The 12896-nt window shown below is 74.9% G+C and carries 15 protein-coding genes; 2 read left to right on the top strand and 13 right to left on the bottom strand.

The genetic code is table 11. The features are described 5' to 3' along the window. The coding region (locus tag G6556_RS11995) for an anaerobic C4-dicarboxylate transporter family protein (RefSeq protein WP_277344751.1) at window positions 1–628 on the top strand (628 nt) is incomplete at its 5' end. A 15-nt stretch (window positions 629–643) separates the two neighbouring features. Here G6556_RS11995 and G6556_RS12000 read toward each other — a convergent pair. From G6556_RS12000 to clpS, 4 genes are all read right to left on the bottom strand, one after another. Beyond that, entirely contained in the window at window positions 644–1447 is an 804-nt protein-coding gene (locus G6556_RS12000; RefSeq protein ID WP_166941588.1) for an MBL fold metallo-hydrolase, read from the bottom strand. Window positions 1448–1663: 216 nt separating this feature from the next. Beyond that, window positions 1664–2479, bottom strand: coding sequence for a glutamate racemase (gene murI / locus G6556_RS12005; protein WP_166941590.1), 816 nt, complete (start codon window positions 2477–2479; stop codon window positions 1664–1666). Window positions 2480–2489: 10 nt separating this feature from the next. Beyond that, complete coding sequence (locus G6556_RS12010) at window positions 2490–3293, bottom strand: DUF2017 family protein (protein ID WP_166941592.1); 804 nt, start codon at window positions 3291–3293, stop codon at window positions 2490–2492. Beyond that, complete coding sequence (gene clpS, locus G6556_RS19175; protein WP_346774858.1) at window positions 3294–3569, bottom strand: ATP-dependent Clp protease adapter ClpS; 276 nt, start codon at window positions 3567–3569, stop codon at window positions 3294–3296. A 71-nt stretch (window positions 3570–3640) separates the two neighbouring features. Here clpS and G6556_RS12020 point away from each other — a divergent pair, with 71 nt between their 5' ends. Further along, window positions 3641–4978, top strand: coding sequence for a nicotinate phosphoribosyltransferase (locus tag G6556_RS12020; RefSeq protein ID WP_166941596.1), 1338 nt, complete (start codon window positions 3641–3643; stop codon window positions 4976–4978). A 149-nt stretch (window positions 4979–5127) separates the two neighbouring features. On the opposite strand, the gene G6556_RS12025 is transcribed toward G6556_RS12020, so the two are convergent. From G6556_RS12025 to G6556_RS12065, 9 genes are all read right to left on the bottom strand, one after another. Then, window positions 5128–5283: a hypothetical protein gene (locus tag G6556_RS12025; protein WP_166941598.1), complete on the bottom strand. Its 156-nt coding sequence runs from the start codon at window positions 5281–5283 to the stop codon at window positions 5128–5130. A 187-nt stretch (window positions 5284–5470) separates the two neighbouring features. Beyond that, window positions 5471–7276: a DEAD/DEAH box helicase gene (locus tag G6556_RS12030; RefSeq protein ID WP_166941600.1), complete on the bottom strand. Its 1806-nt coding sequence runs from the start codon at window positions 7274–7276 to the stop codon at window positions 5471–5473. Beyond that, a complete protein-coding gene (locus tag G6556_RS12035; RefSeq protein WP_205693376.1) occupies window positions 7273–7656 on the bottom strand; it encodes a DUF3039 domain-containing protein in 384 nt (127 codons plus the stop codon). Before G6556_RS12035 ends, G6556_RS12030 begins: the two co-directional genes overlap by 4 nt. Beyond that, the gene (locus G6556_RS12040) at window positions 7653–8642 is read right to left on the bottom strand and encodes a hypothetical protein (RefSeq protein ID WP_166941602.1); all 990 of its coding nucleotides are present in this window, start codon (window positions 8640–8642) and stop codon (window positions 7653–7655) included. The genes G6556_RS12035 and G6556_RS12040 overlap by 4 nt, the downstream gene beginning before the upstream one ends. A 181-nt stretch (window positions 8643–8823) precedes the next feature. Then, a complete protein-coding gene (locus G6556_RS12045; protein ID WP_166941604.1) occupies window positions 8824–9195 on the bottom strand; it encodes a DUF2200 domain-containing protein in 372 nt (123 codons plus the stop codon). Window positions 9196–9197: 2 nt separating this feature from the next. Then, window positions 9198–9992, bottom strand: a complete 795-nt coding sequence (gene nagB / locus G6556_RS12050; protein ID WP_166941606.1) for a glucosamine-6-phosphate deaminase — start codon at window positions 9990–9992, stop codon at window positions 9198–9200. Further along, window positions 9992–11020, bottom strand: coding sequence for an ROK family protein (locus tag G6556_RS12055; RefSeq protein ID WP_346774857.1), 1029 nt, complete (start codon window positions 11018–11020; stop codon window positions 9992–9994). The genes nagB and G6556_RS12055 overlap by 1 nt, the downstream gene beginning before the upstream one ends. Window position 11021: 1 nt before the next feature. Then, window positions 11022–11993 (bottom strand): carbohydrate ABC transporter permease, encoded by a 972-nt coding sequence (locus G6556_RS12060; RefSeq protein WP_166941608.1) that lies wholly within the window; start codon window positions 11991–11993, stop codon window positions 11022–11024. Beyond that, window positions 11990–12896, bottom strand: a 907-nt coding sequence (locus G6556_RS12065; protein ID WP_240934434.1) for a sugar ABC transporter permease, incomplete at its 5' end; no start/stop codon positions are given. The genes G6556_RS12065 and G6556_RS12060, both read right to left, overlap by 4 nt.

A 12896-nucleotide genomic window follows, 5' to 3' on the forward strand; every position in this document is an offset into this window, starting at 1 on the left:
GTCGGTGGCGATCTTCGCGGCCGGGCTGGTCGCGGTCATGACGTACGCGACGGTCATCTCCGACAAGGTCGGCCTGGTCGCCGAGCCGGTGATGGGCCGGGACGCGGCGATCATCGCGATCATGCTGTCCGTGGCCGCGCTCATCGTGCTCACCTGCCGGGTGCCGAGCGCGGACGTGCTGGTCGCCTCGACGTTCCGGTCCGGCATGAGCGCGTGCGTGTGCGTGCTCGGCGTCGCGTGGCTCGGCACGACGTTCGTCACCGCCCACGAGGAGGCCGTCATGGCCGCCGCGGGCGACGTGCTCGACGCGCGGCCGTGGCTGCTCGCGGTGGCGCTGGTGCTGGCCTCGGCCCTGCTGTACTCGCAGGCCGCCACCGCCCGGGCGCTCATGCCGACGGCGCTGGCGATCGGCGTCGCGGCGCCGGCCGCCGTGGCCGCGTTCCCGGCCGTCTCGGCGCTGTTCGTGCTGCCGACCTACCCGACGCTGCTCGCGGCGGTCGAGATGGACGACACCGGGACCACGCGGATCGGGCGGTACGTCGTGGACCACCCGTTCCTGGCGCCGGGGCTGCTGACCATCGGGATCGCGGTGGCGCTGGGGTTCGCGATCGGCGCGGTGGTGCGGTGACGGCGCGCGGCGGCGTCAGAGCGCGACGACCGCCCCCGGCCGGGCCAGGTCGAGCGGCCCGTCGTAGGCCGCGGCCGCCTCGGCGAGGCTCTCCGCCGGGTCGTTCCACGCCACCAGGTGCGTGAGCAGCAACCGGCGCGCCCCGTTGCGCTGCGCCGCGAGCCCCGCGCGCCGCGCGGTCAGGTGCACCCCGCGCGGGGCGCCCGGGGTCGACTCCAGGTAGGCGGCCTCCGCGAGCAGCAGGTCCACGTCGTCCGCCAGCACGTCGAGGCCCGGGCAGTCGTCCGTGTCACCGGTGTACGCCAGCGTCACCGTGCGGGCCGGGTCGGCCTCGGACGGGCCGGTGACCCGGAACCCGAACGCGGGCACCGGGTGCTCGACCGGCACCGGCTCGATGGTCAGGGGGCCGACGCGCACCGGCTCCCCCGCGTGCCAGGTGCCGAGCGCGAGGTGGTCGGCGGTGCTGGTCGCCGGGTCGTGCCCCGACAGCTGCGCCAGCCGCTCCCGGACGCCCTCCGGCCCGTGCAGCGGCAGCGGCGTGGGGCGCGTGCCGCGCGGGTCGTAGCGCAGCATGACGCCGAGGACCACGACGTCCGCGACGTGGTCGGCGTGCAGGTGGCTGATCGCGACCGCGTCGAGGTCGGCCGGGGCCAGGTGCCGCTGCAGCGGGCCCAGCGCGCCGTTGCCGAGGTCGAGCAGCACGTTCCAGGTGCGGGTGCCGCCCGCGCCGTCCGGGCCCTCCGCCTGCACGAGGTAGCACGACGCCGCCGAGTCCGGGCCGGGGAACGAGCCCGCGCTGCCGACGACCACCAGCCTCATCCGCGGGTCCCTTCCGCTGCGTGTCGGCGCACCGACGTCCGACGGCGGCCCAGGGAGCCATGATGCCGTGCGGGGCGCCGCGGCGTACCGCCGTCGGACCCGGGGCGGACGTGTCGCTCGTCACGGGGCGCGGCGGGCGGCGAGTGGATCCACTCGCACCGACACGCCCCGGCGTGCCCGTCCCGGTGGATCCGCTCGCGCACCGGGCACGCCGGCTCAGCGCAGCGCGCCGCGCGCCTCCACGTGCCGGACCTCGGGCCCGAGGAACCGCCGGGCCAGGGTCGCGAACGAGTCGGGGTCCCCCGTGGCGAGGAACCGGTGCTCCGGCGGGCCGGCGGCCGGGCCCCGCTCCAGGTCGTGCGCCACCAGCAGGCGGTACACGTCCTTGGCGGTCTCCTCCGCGGACGACACCAGCGTGACGTCCTCGCCCATCACGTACGAGATGACGCCGGTGAGCAGCGGGTAGTGCGTGCAGCCGAGCACCAGGGTGTCGACGCCGGCCTCCTTGACCGGGTGCAGGTACTCCTCGGCGACCCGCAGCAGCTCGGGGCCCGACGTGACGCCCGCCTCGACGAACTCGACGAACCGCGGGCAGGCCTGGGTCGTCAGCTGGACGCCGGGCGCGACGGCGAACGCGTCGTCGTACGACTTGGACTTCACGGTCGACTCGGTGGCGATCACGCCGATCTTCCCGGTGCGGGTGGCGGCGACCGCCCGGCGCGCGGCCGGCAGGATCACCTCGACCACCGGCAGCCCGCGGCGCAGCGTGTACCGCTCCCGGGCGTCCCGGAGCACCGCGGAGGACGCGGTGTTGCAGGCGATGACCAGCATCTTCACGCCCGCGTCGACCAGGTCGTCCATCACCTCGAGCGCGTGCGCGCGCACCGCGGCCAGCGGCTTGGTGCCGTACGGGGTGTTGAGGGTGTCGCCGATGTAGAGCACCGACTCGTGCGGGAGCTGGTCGATGATCGCCCGCGCGTTGGTGAGCCCACCCACCCCCGAGTCGAAGATCCCGATGGGTGCGTCGTTCACGGAGCCGATCCTAGTCCCGGCCGCCGGGCGCGTCGGGCGGGTCGGCGAGCAGGCACGCCATGAGCGTCTCCTGCCACCAGCCGAGCGCCAGGAACACCGAGCCCAGGTACTGCCGCGCCTGGCCGGCCGCGTCCTCGGGCCGCCCGCGCACCACCTCGTCCTCCAGGCGCTCGCTCGCCTCCTCGTCGACGACGCCCAGCCGCTCGCCCAGCACGAGGCGGACGTCGGTCAGCGTCGCCGCGAGCGCCGGCGCGCGGTCCCGCGTGACCCGGACGACCGCGACGGCCTCGTGCCGGCCGCGGGACCGGCGGCGGCGCCGGCGGTCGTCGCCGGGGCGGTCGGTGCCGCCCGCGCGCGCGTCGGCGGCGTCGTCGGCGGTGGCGGCGGCGTCGTCGGCGTCGGCGTCGTCGGCGTCGGCGTCGCCGTCGTGGGCCAGCGCCTCGACGGTCAGCGCGTCGAACAGCACCGCGAGCCGGTCGATCTTCTGCTGACGCAGGTCGTCCTCGGTCAGCCGGCGGAACTCGGCGGCCACCTCGGCGTCGTCGCGCGACGCGTCGGGCAGCAGCCGGTGCACGGCGGGGTCGTCGGGCGCGGGCAGCGGGTCGAGCCGCAGCCGCACCGCGAGCGACGCGGCGTCGTGCGGCGCACCGCCGTCCGCCGCCGGCCGCGCGCTGCCCGTCTCCCGCGCGCGGTCCTCGAACCGGCCGCCGCCGAGCAGCTCCGCCACGTCGGCGACGACGGTGGCCAGCACCTCCCGCTCGCCCGGGTCGACCTCCGCGACCAGCTCGTCGCCCTCCCGCCGGAACGCCCGCACCTAGGCGTCGCTCCGCTGCAGGGTGGCCCACAGGCCGAAGGAGTGCATGGCCTGCACGTCCACCTCCATCTGCTCCCGGTTGCCGGTCGACACGGCCGAGCGCCCCTGCTCGTGCACCTCGAGCATCAGCTTCTCCGCCTTGGCCTCGGGATACCCGAAGTACGAGCGGAAGACGTAGGCGACGTAGGACATGAGGTTCACCGGGTCGTTCCAGACGATCGTCACCCAGGCGTCGGCGAGCTGCCCGTCGGTGCGGGCGGTCTCCTCGGGTGCGATCTCCACGGACACCCGTCCACTGTAGGTGCCGCGGCGGCGCGCTCCCGCAGGCCGCCGCCTACGGTGTGCACATGAGCGCACCGACCACGTCGAGCACCGCCCTGCTGACCGACCGCTACGAGCTCACCATGCTGCAGGCCGCCCTCGCGGACGGCACCGCCGCCCGCCGGTGCGTCTTCGAGGTGTTCACCCGGCGCCTGCCGCACGGCCGCCGGTACGGCGTGCTCGCGGGCACCGGGCGGGTGCTGGAGGCCCTCGCCGACTTCCGGTTCGGCGCCGAGGAGCTGGACTGGCTGGCCCGGGAGCGGGTCGTCGACGACGCCACGCTGGAGTACCTGGCGGGCTACCGGTTCACCGGCTCGGTGCACGGGTACGCCGAGGGCGAGATGTTCTTCCCGCACTCCCCCGTGCTGACCGTCGAGGGCACGTTCGCCGAAGCCGTGCTGCTGGAGACGGTCGTGCTGTCGGTGCTGAACTACGACTCCGCCATCGCGTCGGCCGCATCCCGGATGACCAGCGCCGCGATCGGCCGGCCGGTGCTGGAGATGGGCGCCCGCCGCGCGCACGAGCGGGCCGCCGTCGCCGCCGCGCGCGCCGCCGCCGTCGCCGGGTTCGCGGGCACGTCGAACCTCGAGGCCGGGCGCCGGTACGGGCTGCCCACGATCGGCACCGCGGCGCACGCCTTCACGCTGCTGCACGACGACGAGGAGGCCGCGTTCGCCGCGCAGGTCGCCTCGGCCGGCCCCGGGACGACGCTGCTGGTCGACACGTACGACGTGCGGCGTGGCGTCGAGCGGGCCGTCGCCGCCGCGGGCACCGGGCTCGGCGCGGTGCGGCTCGACTCCGGGGACCTCGGGGTGCTCGCGCAGGAGGTCCGGGCCCAGCTCGACGGCCTCGGCGCGCGGGACACCAAGATCGTCGTCACCTCGGACCTGGACGAGTACGCGATCGCCGCGCTGGCGGTCGCGCCCGTCGACTCCTACGGCGTCGGCACGTCGCTGGTCACGGGCTCCGGCGCCCCGACCTGCGGCATGGTCTACAAGCTGGTGGCCCGCGAGGGGTCCGACGGGCGGCTCGCGCCGGTGGCGAAGGCGTCGAAGGCCAAGGAGTCGGTCGGCGGGCGGAAGTCGGCGGCCCGGCGGCTCGACGGCGACGGTCGCGCGGTCGAGGAGGTCGTGGTCGACGGCCCCGACGAGGCGGTCGCGGCGTGGGCCCCGTCCGACGACGACCTGCGCGCCCTCGTCGTGCCCCTGGTGACGGACGGCGAGGTGCTCCCCGGCCGGACCGGCGCCGAGGGCGTCGCGGCCGCGGCGGCGCGGCACGCGGCCTCCCGGGACGAGCTCCCGCGCGGCGCCCGGCGGCTCTCGGCGGACGAGGCGGCCATCCCGACGGTGACGCTCACGCTCTGATCGTCCCGCCGAGTTCGGCACGTCGCGGCCGAGTTCGGCACCTCGGGATGCCGAACTCGGCACCGAGCTGCCGAACTGGGCCCCGGACACACGACGACGCCCGCGCTCCAGGGGGGTGCGCGGGCGTCGTCGTGCGTGCTGCGGTGGTGCTACACGCGGGCCTTGCCCCGGCGCAGCAGGCCGAGGATCAGGCTCACGACGAGCACGGCGATACCGATCCAGATGAGGATCTTGGCGGCCTCGACCGCCACGCCGATGATGAGCAGCACAGCACCGATGATGATGAGGATCAGCCACGTGGGCATCTGACGGCTCCCTTTCGTCCTACGGCATCGCGCCACCGGGGGTTCTCCCGGCGAACGCGCTGTTCAACGGGGATGACGATGGCACCGATCCTGAGGTTCGGCACGTCGAACGCTCGGGTTGCGCGACGGGGGCCCGGTGGTACAAGCGACGCGCTGACCTGGGGTTTCGCGCCGGGTGTGATGTCGGTCAGCGCTTGCCGACGAACCAGCCACGGAGCATCGCCACCCGCGCCTCGAGCTGCGTCGGGTCCGCGAGCGCCACCTCCGGGCCGCCGCACCGGCGCCGCAGCTCGGTGTGCACCGCGCCGTGCGGCTGGCCGCTCTTGCGGGACCAGGCGCCGACGAGCTGGGCGAGCTCCTTGCGCAGCTCGGCCTGCTTGCGGTGGTCCATCTCGGCGCGGTCCTCGACCGGCTGGGCCTTCGACCGCTTCGCGCTCTGCTGGCTCGCCTGGCGCTGCCGCAGCAGCGTCGTGACCTGGTCCGGGTCGAGCAGGCCGGGCAGCCCGAGGAAGTCGAGCTCCTCGTCCGAGCCGACGTCCGCCCCGGTGCCGAACTCGCCGCCGTCGAACAGCACGCGGTCGAACGACGCCTGCGCCTCCAGCGCCTCGAACGCGCCCTGCAGCGCGTCGGAGCCCTTCTCGGCGCGGTTCGCCTGCGCGACCAGCGCGTCCTCGGGGTTGTAGCCCTCGCCCTGCTCCTCCGCCGTCAGCGGGCGGTCGAGGGCGTGGTCCCGCTCGACCTCCATGCTGTTGGCCAGCGCGAGCAGCGGGGCGACGCTCGGCAGGAACACCGAGGCCGTCTCGCCGCGCTTGCGGGCCCGGACGAACCGGCCGATCGCCTGCGCGAAGAACAGCGGGGTCGAGGTGCTGGTGGCGTACACGCCGACCGCGAGCCGCGGGACGTCGACGCCCTCGGACACCATGCGGACGGCCACCAGCCAGCGGTCGTCGGAGGCGGAGAACTCGTCGATCCGGGCGCTCGCGCCGTCGTCGTCGGACAGCACGACCGTCGGGGACTTCCCCGTGAGCCGGGCGATGTGGCCGGCGTACGCGCGGGCGTCCGTCTGGTCGGTCGCGATGATCATGGCCCCGGCGTCCGGCACCGTACGGCGGACCTCGGTGAGCCGGCGGTCGGCCGCGGCGATCACCGACGGGATCCACTCGCCGTCCGGGTTCAGCGCCGTGCGCCACGCCTGCGCGGTCATGTCCTTGGTCAGCGGCTCGCCCAGGCGGGCGCTGACCTCGTCGCCGGCCTTGGTGCGCCAGCGCATCGAGCCCGAGTACGTGAGGAACAGCACGGGCCGCACGACGTGGTCGCGCAGCGCCTCCGAGTACCCGTAGGTGTAGTCGGCCTTGCTGCGGCGGATGCCGTCGGCGCCGCGCTCGTACTCGACGAACGGGATCTGCGCGGTGTCGGACCGGAACGGCGTGCCCGTCAGCGACAGCCGGCGGGTCGCGCCCTCGAACGCCTCGTGCACCGCGTCGCCCCAGGACAGCGCGTCGCCGCCGTGGTGCACCTCGTCGAGGATCACGAGGGTGCGGGCGGCCGTGGTGCGGGCGGCGTGCAGGGCGGGCTTGGACGCGACGCCGGCGTAGGTCAGCGCCACGCCGTCGAAGCCGTGCCCGTGCCGGCCCTGGGAGTTCCTGAAGTTCGGGTCCAGCTTGATGCCCACCCGCGCGGCGGCGTCGGCCCACTGGTGCTTGAGGTGCTCGGTGGGCGCGACGACGGTCACCCGCCGCACGACCCCGGCCTGCAGCAGCTCGGTCGCGATCCGCAGCGCGAAGGTCGTCTTGCCCGCGCCCGGCGTCGCGACCGCGAGGAAGTCCCGCGGCTCGGTCGTCAGGTACTGCTCCAGCGCCTCCGCCTGCCAGGCGCGCAGCTTGCCCGCCGTCCCCCAGGGCGCACGCGCAGGGAACGCCGGGGGCAGCTGCGATGCTGCCGACGGCGAGGCGTGCGTGCTGGGAGCGGTCGAGGGGCGGTCCGCGGCGCTCACTGGCCGCCGGAGGAGTCGCCGGACCCCTTGCCGCGCCCGAAGCCCCAGCGGCGACCGCCGCCCGAGCCCTTGCCGGAGTCCCCGTCGCCGCCGTCCTGCGGCTCGCGGAGGCCCTCGTAGATCTCCTTGCACACCGGGCAGACGGGGAACTTGTTCGGGTCCCGGCCCGGCACCCACACCTTCCCGCAGAGCGCGACCACGGGCTTGCCGGACATCGCCGACTCCATGATCTTCTCCTTGCGCACGTAGTGCGCGAAGCGCTCGTGGTCGCCGGGCTCGGCGAGCTGCTCCTCGGGGCGCTCCAGGAGCCCGGTCCCGGCGCCGGTGCTGGGGTCCGAGAGTCGGTCCGGCTCGGTGCTCGGCGGCATGGGCTCACTCATGCCCCCAACTGTACGCGGCCCCTCCGACGCCCCCGCGTTCGGCACCGAGTTCGGCACCCCAGTGCCGAACTCGCAGGTCCGCGCAGCAACCGGGCGGCGCGGGCAGCGATGTCCGCGGGGGTGCGCAGGTCCTGCCAGGTCACGCGCAGGAGTCGCCAACCTCTCTCTTCGAGGGCGTCCTGGCGGCGCTTCTCGGCGAAGACCGCGCCGGTGCTGGTGTCGCCGAACGCTCCGCTGTACTTCACCTGCCCGTCGAACTCCACGCCCACACGGCGTTCGCGCCACCCGATGTCCACGACGAACGACCCGAGGCGCGTCGCGACCGGCACCTGGGTCTCGGGCCGCGGCAGACCGGCGTCGAGCAGCGCCCACCGCGTCAGGCTCTCCCCCGGCGTGGCGGCGCCGGGGTCCGTCCGTTCGAGGACCGTCCGCGCCCCGACCACGCCGCGCCGACCCCGAGCCCGGGACAGCAGGCGGCCGACGTCCTCCGGGTCGAGTCCCGCCCGAGCCGCGCAGTCCGCGACGACGAGCGCAGCGTCCCCCGGCAGCGTGCACGCGCAGTCGACCACGGTCCTCGCGAGCGTGGTGACGGGGAACCCGTGCCAGACCGTGCGCTGCTCGGCCGGCAGGTCGACGACGTGCCGCACCACGAGGGGGTCGTTGCGCGTGCTCGGCCGCGACGACTGCACGATGTGCGTCCGGCCCGACAGCCGCACCGCGTCGAGCCCCCAGACGAGCGCGGCCGACTCGTGGCTGAACACGAACGGGATCCGCAGCTGGGCGTGCACCGCGGCGATGCGCTCCCAGGCCCGTCGACGCGCGGCACGACCAGCACCTTCCGCCGCGGCCTGGGTGGCATAGGCGCCGCGCCGGATGCGGTGCAGCTCGTCCCGGGCGACGGACCGCCGGATCGCGCGGGCCGTCCGGGACGCAGCGAGCACGACGTCGAGATCGGGCGGCGGCGGGAGGGTCGGTGTCGGGTCCATCACGGCACCCTGCCCCGCCAGCGCCTGCACGCCCCGCCACCGACCCCACGATCTGTGGACGCAACACCCGGCACCGCCCTGTGGACGGCGGCGTCACCGCGGCCGAGTTCGGCACTCCCGTGCCGAGTTCGGCACTTCCAGGTGCCGAACTGGGCACCGAACTGCCGAACTCGGCAGGCGCCTACGGGGTGCGGAGGATGCTCTGCAGGCGCTTGCCGCGGGCGAGCTCGTCGACCAGCTTGTCCAGCCAGCGGATCTGCTGCATCAGCGGGTCCTCGATCTCCTCGACGCGGACGCCGCAGATCACGCCCCGGATCAGCGCCGCGTCCGGGTTCATCGCCGGGGCCCGCTCGAAGAACTCCGCCAGGGTGCGACCGTCCGCCAGCGCCTCTGCCAGACCCGGCCCGTCGTAGCCCGTGAGCCACTCGACGACCTCGCCGAGCTCGGCGACGTCGCGGCCCTTGCGCTCGACCTTCGTGACGTAGTGCGGGTAGATCGCCGCGAACGGCGTGCCGAAGATCCGGTGCCCGCCGGGCCCGGGTGTCGCCGCCACGCTCAGATCCCCTGCCAGGCCGGCTTCGCGTCGAAGGTCTCGCGGTAGTACGAGGCGAGCTGCAGCCGTCCGGCCGCGGCCTCGTCGACGAGGACGGTCGCGTGCGGGTGGTGCTGCAGGATCGTGCCGGGCCACATGGCGCTGACGGAGCCCTCGACGAGCTGGTGCACCGCCTCGGCCTTGTGCTTCCCGGAGGCCAGCAGGACGACGTGCCGCGCGGACATGATGGTCGCGAGGCCCTGCGTGAGGCAGTGCGTCGGGACCTGGGAGACGTCGCCGCCGAAGAACCGGGCGTTGTCCTCGCGGGTCTGCCGGGTCAGGGTCTTGATCCGGGTGCGGGACGCCAGCGACGAGCCGGGCTCGTTGAACGCGATGTGGCCGTCCGTGCCGACGCCGAGGATCTGCACGTCCACGCCGCCGGCGTCCGCGATGGCCGCCTCGTACGCCGCGCACGCCGCCGGGATGTCCTCGGCGAGGCCGTCGGGGCCGTGCACGTCTGCCGGGTCGATGTCGACGCGGGACGCGAACTCCTTCTCGATGACGTTGCGGTAGCGCTCGGGGTGGTCGGCGGGCAGGCCGACGTACTCGTCCAGCATGAAGGCCCGCACGCCCGCGAACGACAGCCCCTCGTCGGCGTGCCGGCGCGCGAGCTCGTCGTAGACGGCGAGCGGGCTGGACCCGGTCGCGATGCCGAGGACGGCGTGCCCGCCCTCCGCCGCGCGTCCGCGCACGACCCGCTCGATCGCGTCGGCGGCGAGCCGCGCGAGCTCGGGGCCCGGGGCGATGACGACCTCCATCAGGACTCCTTCCGTCCGACCAGCGCGGCGCCCACGGCACCCACCGGCACTCCGCGCGGCGCGAGGGTCACTCGCTCCGCCATGTGCATCGCGGCCAGGAACGCGGAGTCCCGGGCCTCGTCGTCCAGCCGCGCGCGCACCACCCGCAGCAGCGGGTCGCCGAGCTCGCTGACCCCGCCACCGACGACGACGTGCGCGACGTCGGTGGTGAGCAGGAGCACGCGCACCGCGGCGGCCACGGCCCCGGCGAACCGGTCGCGCACCGCCACGGCACCAGCATCCCCGGAGTCGGCGGCTTCGAACAGGGCCACCGGCGCGGGCCGGTCGCCGAGGCCGGGCCACGCCGCGGACAGCGCCCCGCCGGACGCGTACTGCTCGAGGCAGCCCCGCTGCCCGCACGGGCACGGCAGCCCGCCCGGGACGTGCACCAGGTGGCCGATCTCGCCGGCGACGCCCGAGGCGCCGCGACGCAGCCGGCCGTCGAGCACCAGGCCCGCGGCCAGCCCGGTGCCGAGCGCGAGGAACGCCAGGTCGGGCGCGGGGTCGGGCAGGAGGTGGGCGGCGCCGAGCGCGGCGACGTTGAGGTCGTTCTCCAGGCGGACCGGCACGCCGTCGAGCGCGGCCGACACCTGGGCCGCCAGCGGCACGGCCGCCTCGATTCCGAGGTTCACCGCGTGCTCGACGCGACCCGCGACGGGGTCGACGATCCCGGGCAGCCCGATGCCGACGCCCGCCACGGAGCCCGCGGGCAGGCCCGCCTCCGCGACGAGCACCCGCACGGCCTCGGCCGCGGTCCCCGCCACCCCGTCGCCGCCCCGTCGGGCCGCGAGCCGCACCGAGGGGCCCACGGCGCCGTCCGGCGCGACCAGCACGCCGAGCGTCTTGGTGCCGCCGACGTCGAGCCCGACGGACCAGCCGGCCGCGACCTCGGCGCCGGCCGCGACCGCCGCGACCCCGGCCGGCGCCGGCACGGTCGGGCCCTCCGGCCCCGCGGACGCGCCGCGCGGCCAGGTCATCAGCTCGTCCACGTCAGCCCTTCACCGCTCCGGACACCAGCCCCGACGTCATCCTGCCCTGCACCAGCAGGAAGAACACGATGACGGGGACGGCGATCAGGGTGGACGCCGCCATGACCTCGCCCCAGTCGACGCCGCGGTTCGCGGACGCGGCCAGGAACGAGCGCAGCCACAGCGGCAGCGTGCGGGCGGACTCGGCCGGCAGCGCGACGAGCGCGACGGTGAACTCGTTCCACGCCTGCAGGAACGCGTAGACCCCGGACGCGACCAGGCCGGGCGCGAGCAGCGGGAACGTGATCCGCAGGAACGCCTTGACCCGGCTGAGCCCGTCGACCATCGCGGCCTCCTCGAGCTCGATCGGCACCCCGGCGACGAACCCGCGGAGCATCCAGATCGTGAACGGCACGACGGCCGCGGTGTAGAGGACCGAGACGCCGATGACGCTGTTCAGCAGGTTGACCGAGGACAGCATCTTGTACTGGGCGATGAACAGGCCCTCGGCGGGCAGCATCTGCACGAACAGCACGGCGATGACGAACGTCAGCCGCCCGCGGAACCGGAACCGGCTGATCGCGAGGGCCGCGAGGAACGCGAACACCAGGACGGCGACGACGGTGACGAGGGTGATGGCCAGGCTCATCTGCAGCGCCGTGCCGAACCCGGAGCCGCTGAGCACCGACCGGAAGTTCCCGAGGGTCGCGCCGGTCGGCAGGAAGGTCGGCGTCGTCGCGCGCAGCTTCGACCCCGGCAGCACCGAGGACAGCACCATCCAGTAGACGGGGAACGCCCACACGACGGCGATGACGACGGCCAGCAGCCCCAGCAGCGCGCGGCGGACCCGGCGGCCCGCCCGACCGCCGGCGGCGCCCCGGCGCGGTGCCGGCCCGGAGGCGCTCGGCACGGCGGGGGTCCCGGCCCGGGCGGGCGGGGCGGCGACCGGGTCCACCGACCCGGCCGGGCCCGCGGGGGACGTGGTGGCGCTCATGCGTCCTCCTTCAGCAGGTTCCGGACGTACGGCCAGCTCAGCAGCACCGTGAGCGCGAGCACGAAGATCGAGACGGCGGCGGCGCCGGCGAAGTCCTGCCGGCCGATGCCGAGCTCGAAGATGAAGTTGCCCAGCAGGTTGGTCTCGCTGACCGGGGCGCCGCTGTCCTGCAAGAGGCGGATCTGCGCGAACACCCGCAGGTCCCAGATGATCTGCAGCAGCAGCACGATCGACAGCACGGGGCGGATCAGCGGCATCGTGATGTGCCAGAGGATCCGGGTCGGGCCGGCGCCGTCGATGCGGGCGGCCTCGAGCACCTCGTCGGACACCTGGGTGAGCGCGGCGTAGACGGACAGCGCCACGAACGGCACCGACATCCACACGATGATCACGGTCGCGACGAAGAAGAACGACAGCGGCTGGGCGAGCCACGCGTGGCCGCTGTACTGGTCGAAGCCCATCTGGACCAGCAGCCAGTTGATGACGCCGGTGCGCCAGTCGAACAGCCACTTCCACACGGTGACGGCGGCGACCATCGGCATCGCCCAGGCGAGCAGCAGGGCGACCTGCAGCACGACCCGGAGCACCGGGTGCACGGCCTTCATCAGCAGGGCGAACAGCACGCCGAGGATCACGGTGGCGAACGCGTTGACCAGGCAGAACACGACGGACCGGACGACGACGGCCCACAGCCGGTCGTCGGTGAAGATCCGGGCGTAGTTGTCGAGTCCGACGAAGGTCGGGGGCTGGCCGAACTGCTGCGCCAGGCCGAACTCCTGCATCGACGTGACGACCTGCCAGTACAGCGGGTAGCCCATGCCGGCGAGCAGGACGAGGACGGCGGGCACCAGCAGGACGTAGGCGGTGAGGCCGGGCCGGCGTCGGCGGGGCCGGGGCGCGGCC

It is taken from the genome of Cellulomonas sp. IC4_254, assembly GCF_011603975.1.
Classification (GTDB): Bacteria; Actinomycetota; Actinomycetes; order Actinomycetales; family Cellulomonadaceae; genus Cellulomonas.